We start from the raw sequence: 7013 nt of genomic DNA on the forward strand, positions 1-7013 counted from the left end.
GGCGGCGTCACCGTGGGTGGTTGTCCGAGGCTGCGCCTCGGGGCCCGGCTGCGCCGGGCGGGGGTGGCTGGGGCCATTCGCCTGCGGCGAATTCGTGTTCGGGTGACGGCCCCTGACGGGGCCTTAGTTGATGATTGGTTGGGCACGGGCCTGCGGCCCGCCATGAGTGGCGTTGACGATGTGACGCGAATTTCGGGTAGCAGGGCCTCCCCTGCGGGGCGGCCTCGGGCGTTGACGATGTGGCGTGAATTTCGGGTGGCAGCCCTTCCCCTGACGGGGAGGGGATATCCGGCACGGCGCCCGTTGACGATATGGCGCGAATTGCCGACGACAGCGCCTCCCCCGGGGTAGGCCCCCTGCCGCCGGGGCCTACCGGGCCGTACCCGGCGACGCCGGCCGACACCCATACAGGCTCGCGAACGGGCCCCGAGCGGTCCCGAGGGCGGCCACCGGGCGTAGCGGGCGGCCACGGCCCCGAACACGCCTCCCACCCGTGCCGGGACGGGCACGTCGAAGATGCAAGAGCTGTCACTGGGGATCTGCAGCAACATGTCACTGGGCAGCGTCTCCTGATGTCACCACCCATCCGCATCCCCGTGACACCCGGCACCCCCGGTCCCACACACCGCCACAGCGAGGAGCCGGTGACACCCACCGCTCCCCCAGTGACAACAAACCGCAGATTCGCAGGCGCAGCGGTCGGCGGAGCCTGGGCGCGGCCGCGGGGGGTGCGGCCCCTGACGGGCCCTTGAGGCCGTGCCCGGGCTCTGTCCCACCGGGTGCAGTGGGGTGCCGGCCTGGCGGCCGCGCCAGTGGGTAGTGGGGATCTGCATCACGATGTCACTGCGCACCTGCACCTCGGTGACACCAGCAGCCAGACGGCAGGGTGCGCGGCCCGGCGAATGAGCCGGGGGCCAGGCTGTGGGGCAAAGGGCGGCCTCAGTCCAGGTCCAGCGGGACACAGCACCAGGCCGGGGCCCTGACGGGCCTGAGGGGGCGGTGCGCCCGGCCGCATCCAGCCATCCTGGCCTGCTCCTGCCGACGGCCTCCCGTTCGGCTGCTCCAAGGACCCCAGGCAGCCCGCCGAACCAGGGCCGGATCCCAGCCTGACGGAGGCCGCCATCACCAGTAGCGGCCTGAAGGCCTCGTCAAATCCGCTCTCGGCCCAAGCGGTCGAGACGGCCTCGTCAGGCAGCCATCGAACCGGCGGGTTCAAAGATGCAAGAGCTGTCACGGACTCGCCCCCGGCCACGGATGCAGCAGGACTGAGGGGGGCGCCGCGGGCGGGCCGGGCCGTGATGGGACATCAGCCACTAACTCGCTGCATTCCTGGGCGCCCCCGGGCGCAGCAGGGCGAGCGGGCACACGGCCCGGCACAGGCACCACCACCCAGCCCTCCGGCGGGCGGCCTGGCGGCCGCAGATGGGGGTGTCGGCCTGCGGCCGCACCGGTGGGTGGCCGGGGCTGGGGCCTGACGGCCCCGCCGGTAGCGGGTGCACGGGCCGGGGGCCTGGCGGCCCGCCAGTGCCGCGGGTGCGGGGCCGGGCCTGCGGCACTGGCCGAGGACAGGACGCGGTGCCAGGGCGGTTGTCGGTGGGGACCTGTACGGTCCGGGCGGCGGATGCCAGGGGAGAGAGGAAAAGGGGTGGGCATGAACGAGATCAGGCCGGAGACACGCGAGTACCTCGACGGGCTGTTCACACCGGGCCTGCGGATCGGCGGCGATGCGCACACCCCGTACAGCTGGATCGAGATCGCCGAGGTGCAGGAGGTCACTGCAATCCGGCTGCCGAGCGGCCGGCTGGTCGTGGACTCGCCCTGGAACACCGAGCCGCCGCGCGAGCTCGCGTTCCGCATCCCGCCCGGCGAATACCTGGTGGACGTCTCCTGGGCCAACTGGCCCCACCTCTCAGACGGCTACTACAACGAGTACCGGCAGTGCGCCGCCACACGCCTGCGCATCCGCGACGAGCCGGTGGTCGCGTGGGAGCTCGCCCTCGGCGTGGGCGAGGACCCGGCCCTGCGCGCCGCCGGCGCGGGGTTCGAGGCTGAGGAGTCCATGGGCTGCTTCGCCGACGCCACCGCCTGGCGGCCGCTGACCGAACCCTTCCGCCGCCACCTGACGGACGCCGCCGCCGGGTTCGGCGGCCCGGTGCCCGGACGGGACACCGAGGACCGCTTCGAACTGGTCCGCGAGGACCTCTGCGAGGGCTTCTTCGACCTGGTCCGCGATGAGGCCCACCGGGCCGACCTGCTGACCTTCGGCGTCCCGGAAGGCTGGGGCCAGGTCTGGGAAGGCCGCACCCACGAGGGCGAGGTCGCGGTGATCGTTGCTCCCGGCCATGTGCCCACCAGCCCATGGGACTGAAACAGCCCAGCCCTCCGGCCACTGCCGCCGGGCCAGGACAACCCGCAGGCACCAAGTCCCCAGTCACGGCCGGGACGCAGCAGGGTGATCGCCTCGCGGGGTTGGTGGAGAGCAGCAGCCGGTCGGCAACGTCGGCGACCGGAAGGCCGGAACGAGCCAGGGCTGCTGCTTGGGGAGCAGCAGCGGGGAGGGAACAGCACGACGTCCGGGCGGCTCAGGCTCTGGCTGTCCCGGGGTCAACACAAACCGGGTCCAAGAAAGGAACGGTGGAGTCCGGATGTCGGTAATCAAGGGCACGCCCAAGTGCGCATGTTGCGGAGGGAGGAACGAGCGCAGGTTCGTTTCCAGTGGAAATGAGACCGTATGGATGTACGTATGTGACAGTGTCAAGTGCAATGAGGATCAGCAGCGGATAGCCCGGAGGGCAAAAAGGCACGGAATTACATACGATAGATATTCGGAGATCCACCTGAATCAAGGTGGCAGGTGCCCGGTATGCGGGGAGCACCTCGGGAAGTTCGACAAGGACGTTGTGATAGACCATGACCACTCGTGCTGTCCCAAGAGGACATCCTGCGGTGAATGCGTGAGGGGAATTCTTCACCGGCGATGCAATTCCGCGATTGGCTACCTCCACGATGACCCGGACACGTTTGAACGGATAGCCGAATATCTTCGAGGCTTTCGAGGCTATTGAAGGGGCCTGAACAGCAGAGGCGGACCCTGTACGCGGCCGGGCGGCCCGTTCGCTCACGCCGCAGCACGCGACAGCACGCCGCGCGGCAAAAGGGGGGCGCGACAGGCCCTCAGGCGCCGCAACCGGCCCGGCGGGGGCCCGGTTGGCAGGCACCCGGCCGGGGCGCAGCGGTCCCGAGAAGCGTGACGGCACGGCATCCGGCCGGGCTCCTCCCGCGACCCCCGACAAGGTTTCCCGAAAAACCCGGAACTTCCCTTCACGGTCCTTTCCATGAGAATCCTGGCTGAACTCCAGAGCGGAATCCGGCAGTCATTCCGGACCGTCCGTCAATTCCTCAGGCGGGCTTGGACACCACCCGGCCACCGAGGCACTGTCCACGGCAGCCTCACCGGCCTCCCCAACAACGCAGCGTAACTACCAGCAGGGGCTTCCAGCACACCCACCCCAGAGGGCATTGCGGTCTAGACAACTTCGCTCCAGCGTGTCATTTTGCCCAGTTTTAAGACATTTCGCCCCACGAAAGCAGGTCACAGCTTCGGTCCTGGGTGGGGTACAGCTTCGCGTGAAGCACCAGCGCCTCCCACCACGGATCGGCAAGCCTGCCACGCCGGCGCTGCCCACGTTCCCTATCGGTGGGCAGGGGCAGCTTCGGTGCGCAGCTCCAGTCCGGAGCCCACCGAGCCGCAGGCGTTCCTGGTCCTTGCGGCGGGCTTTGACGGCCTTGCGCTTGGCGTGGCATGGGCGGCAGGTGTCGCCCCTGCGGTGCGGCCAGTAGTCGCGGCCTCCTGGACCCAGGCCTTCTCCTGCTCCGACAGCGGCCTGCCAGACCGACCCACGGCAGCGCCACCACCAGCACCGGGCGCTGGACCGAGTTCCACAACGCTAGCTATCGGTCAGCGGGGCGCAGCCGCACCGCGGCCACTTGTCGGTGCCGTGCCGTACGGTGCGAGTTCTTTAGCCCTACGAGCCTTGGTATGTGATGACTCGTAAGCTTGATCCCGAGCTCGCGGCAGCTCGTATGCGCGCGGCCGGAGCGATCCCGCTCGACCCGTACCCCGGTGCCGCCTTGAGGAAGTGGCGCTGTCGCTGCATGGAGTGCGACGCGGAGATCACTCCGCGATACGCAAACGTGGCGTCACCCTCTAGCACACAAGGTCCGTGCATCTGGTGCAGCGGCCGGGCACGGATACCCGACCACGTGGCTGTCGGGACCATGCGCTCACTCGGGTTGCTCCCTCTCGACCCGTATCCGGGCGTCAATAAGCCGTGGCGCTCCCGCTGCCTCGTCCTGGGGTGCGGGCGCGAAACCAGCCCCACGCTGTATTGGGCGCGCAAGGCCACGCGCTCGCCGTGCCGCTGGTGCGCGGGCATTGTCATCGCCCCAGAGGACGCCAAGGCGGCGATGCAGCGCGCTGGCTGGTTCCCGCTGGAACCCTATCCGGGTGTTGACAAGCCGTGGCGCAGCCAGCACCAGGCGTGCGGGCAGATCAGCACTCCGCGGCTGGACAGCATCAAGAACAGCGGCCGACGCATGTGCGGCTACTGCGCCGGTTCCCTGCCGATCACTGAGGACGTCGCGGTCACGATATTGCTTGCAGCGCCCCCGTACGGTGCCGTGCCGCTGGAGTCATTCACCAAGGCCCGGAAGCCGTGGCGGGCTCGCTGCCTCGGCTGTGACGAAGAGATCGCACCGCGCCTCGACAACATAAAGAGCGGTCAGGGGATCTGCGGAAACTGCTCCGGCGGCGGATTCAACACCGCTGCGCCAGCACTCGTTTACCTGGTCTGCCATGACGAGGCCAACCTTGGCAAGGTCGGAATCTGCAACGTCGGCGGGGGCCGGCTCCAGACACACCGGCGCAGCGGCTGGGGCATTCACGACGTGATGCACCTTCCTGGTCTGCACGCCCGGCAGGTCGAGCAAGCCGTCTTACGGGCCTGGCGCAGCAATCGCATGTGGCCTCGCGTGGCAGCCGCGAAGGCCGTGCTGCCATACGGCGGATGGACCGAGGCCGTGTCGCTTGAACACGCCTCGCGCGAGGACCTATGGAGTCACATCGAGACCGCCCGTGCCAGGCTCGACGCTCAACTTCAGTCCGTGGCAGCGATGGTCACGGCGGCAGACTGAGGCCGTCCCTCCTGCAGGCGGGGCGTAACTGCCGACGCAGGCCCGGCCCTGGGGAAAGGGGCCCCGTCTCGGGGCGTGGCAATGCCGCTGCGGCGTTGCCGGGCAGGGTATGCCGATCATGGTGCGCCCAGCTACCAGTCCGGATGATCAGTGTGAATCCGCGGGATGTGCGGGGTTCAGGTAGGGGGTGACGCCGGAGTACGACATGCCCAGGGAGGCGGTGAGCAGTTCGACGTCGAGTTGGTGGGTGAGGGTCAGGAGCCGGGTGGAGCGCAGGATCCGCGGGAGGAGGCCGGCTGGGGCGAGGCTGTCGCGGATGTGGGCGGGGCCCGCGGGTGCGCGGGTGGTGGTGGTTCGGCGGGTGATCAGGAGGTGGGGGTTCGCCGTCGCGGTCTCGGCTCGGCGGTCCAGGCAGCGCTGGAGTGCCGTGAAGGTGGCGCTGTCCAGCGGGGTGGGGTGTGGCCGGCCGGGGAAGTGCACTGTCCGGCCCTCGGGGTCGACGGCGTCGTCGGTGAGGTGGCGCAGCTCGGTGGTGGTGGCCGCGTGCAGCAGGGCGGCCAGGCCGATGAAGGCCTCGTGGGGGTGGGTGTCCGGGTGGCGGGTCCAGCGCTGGTAGAGGGCGCGCTGGTGCTCCAGGGTGAGGGTGGGGCCGCGGAAGCCGCGGTGTTGGGGCGCGCTCAGTGGGGCGGTGGGGTCGTGGAGGACCAGGCCGCTGTGGTGGGCGTGGGCGAAGAACTGGCGCAGGCCGGCCAGCCGTGCGGCCCGGCGGGCCGGGTTGCGGGCGAGAAAGGCTTCCAGGTCGGTGGTGCCGACGCTCTCCCAGGCCGCGATGCCGTGCGCGTGCAGGTGCGCGGCGACGTCGCGGACCGTGGCCAGGCGCACCTCGATGGTGCGCAGCTGTTTGGGATGCAGGCCGTGCTGCCGGGCGTGCTCGCGTTGCAGCAGGAGGTGGTCGGCGAAGGCCTGGGCGACGGGGCGCAGCGGTGCGGGCACCGCTTGGAGTCGGCGGTCGCGACGGGCGTGAGCGCGCTGGTTCTCGACGGCGTCCTCGGGTGGGGGTGGGAGGTGGCCGTGGGTGGTGAAGAAGTCGGCGAGTGCGTGGGCGAGGTCCGGGGCGTGGGTGTGTGCGTGGGCGAGGAGCCGGGTGGGGGTGTGGGTGGTGGCGTGCTGGATGAGGCGGGCGGTGCGGGCGATGAGGCCGCTGGCGTACACCGGGTTGCGGTCGGCGGCGAGGTGGGATGCGTAGTCGTCCCACCAGGAGGGGGTGTCGGTCAGGCGTCGAGCCCAGCCAGCGGCGCGGGCGGCCACGGTGTGCGCTGAACGCTGGTAGCAGGTCTTGCACAGGCCCTTGATCCACTGCCCGGGCCGGCCGCAGGCCTCGCAGGTCGGGGGCGGCGGGGCGGTGTCGGGGTCGCGGGTGCGGCAGGGGCGGCAGTGCTGGCCGACGGCGTCCAGCATCCGACGACGGCCGCAGCGCGCACACGGACCGCACGCGGGACGGCCGGCCGCACGGCGCTCACAGGCCGCGCACTGAACAGCGGTGGCGCGCCGACTTCCCCCGCAGCCGGGGCATGAGCGTGAGCACCAGGCGCAGCGGGATGTCTCAGGGCGCAGCCGACGCAGAAGGCCGCAGCCAGGGCAACGGCCCTGCACGACACTCGGGGCACCGGTCGCCATCGGGGGTTTCCTACTTCTCTTACCGGGTTCGGTCGGGTGAGTTGCCGACGGCTAGCTGTACTGACCACAGAGGTTGGTGACGGGGTTCACAGGCGGGTGATCTTGAAATGAGTGAGGGCCTTCTGGCTCGGTGTGGATTGCGA

Annotated in this window: 4 protein-coding genes; 3 read left to right on the plus strand and 1 reads right to left on the minus strand. The window is 70.2% G+C overall.

The window, feature by feature from the left end; translation table 11 throughout:
* The first annotated feature begins 1651 nt into the window (after positions 1 to 1651).
* The 3 genes from ACIBEC_RS47320 to ACIBEC_RS47330 all read left to right on the plus strand — a co-directional run bounded on the left by ACIBEC_RS47320 (position 1652) and on the right by ACIBEC_RS47330 (position 5193).
* Entirely contained in the window at positions 1652 to 2368 is a 717-nt protein-coding gene (locus tag ACIBEC_RS47320) for a DUF4241 domain-containing protein (protein WP_360510141.1), read from the plus strand.
* 367 nt (positions 2369 to 2735) lie between these two features.
* A complete protein-coding gene (locus ACIBEC_RS47325; protein WP_360510144.1) occupies positions 2736 to 3065 on the plus strand; it encodes an endonuclease domain-containing protein in 330 nt (109 codons plus the stop codon).
* Between the two features lie 1228 nt (positions 3066 to 4293).
* Positions 4294 to 5193: a hypothetical protein gene (locus tag ACIBEC_RS47330; protein ID WP_396290867.1), complete on the plus strand. Its 900-nt coding sequence runs from the start codon at positions 4294 to 4296 to the stop codon at positions 5191 to 5193.
* Positions 5194 to 5340: 147 nt separating this feature from the next.
* On the opposite strand, the gene ACIBEC_RS47335 is transcribed toward ACIBEC_RS47330, so the two are convergent.
* A complete protein-coding gene (locus ACIBEC_RS47335; RefSeq protein ID WP_360510143.1) occupies positions 5341 to 6651 on the minus strand; it encodes an integrase in 1311 nt (436 codons plus the stop codon).
* Between the last annotated feature and the right edge of the window lie 362 nt (positions 6652 to 7013).

The sequence above is a fragment of the Kitasatospora sp. NPDC051164 genome, from assembly GCF_044455625.1.
GTDB lineage: Bacteria > Actinomycetota > Actinomycetes > Streptomycetales > Streptomycetaceae > Kitasatospora.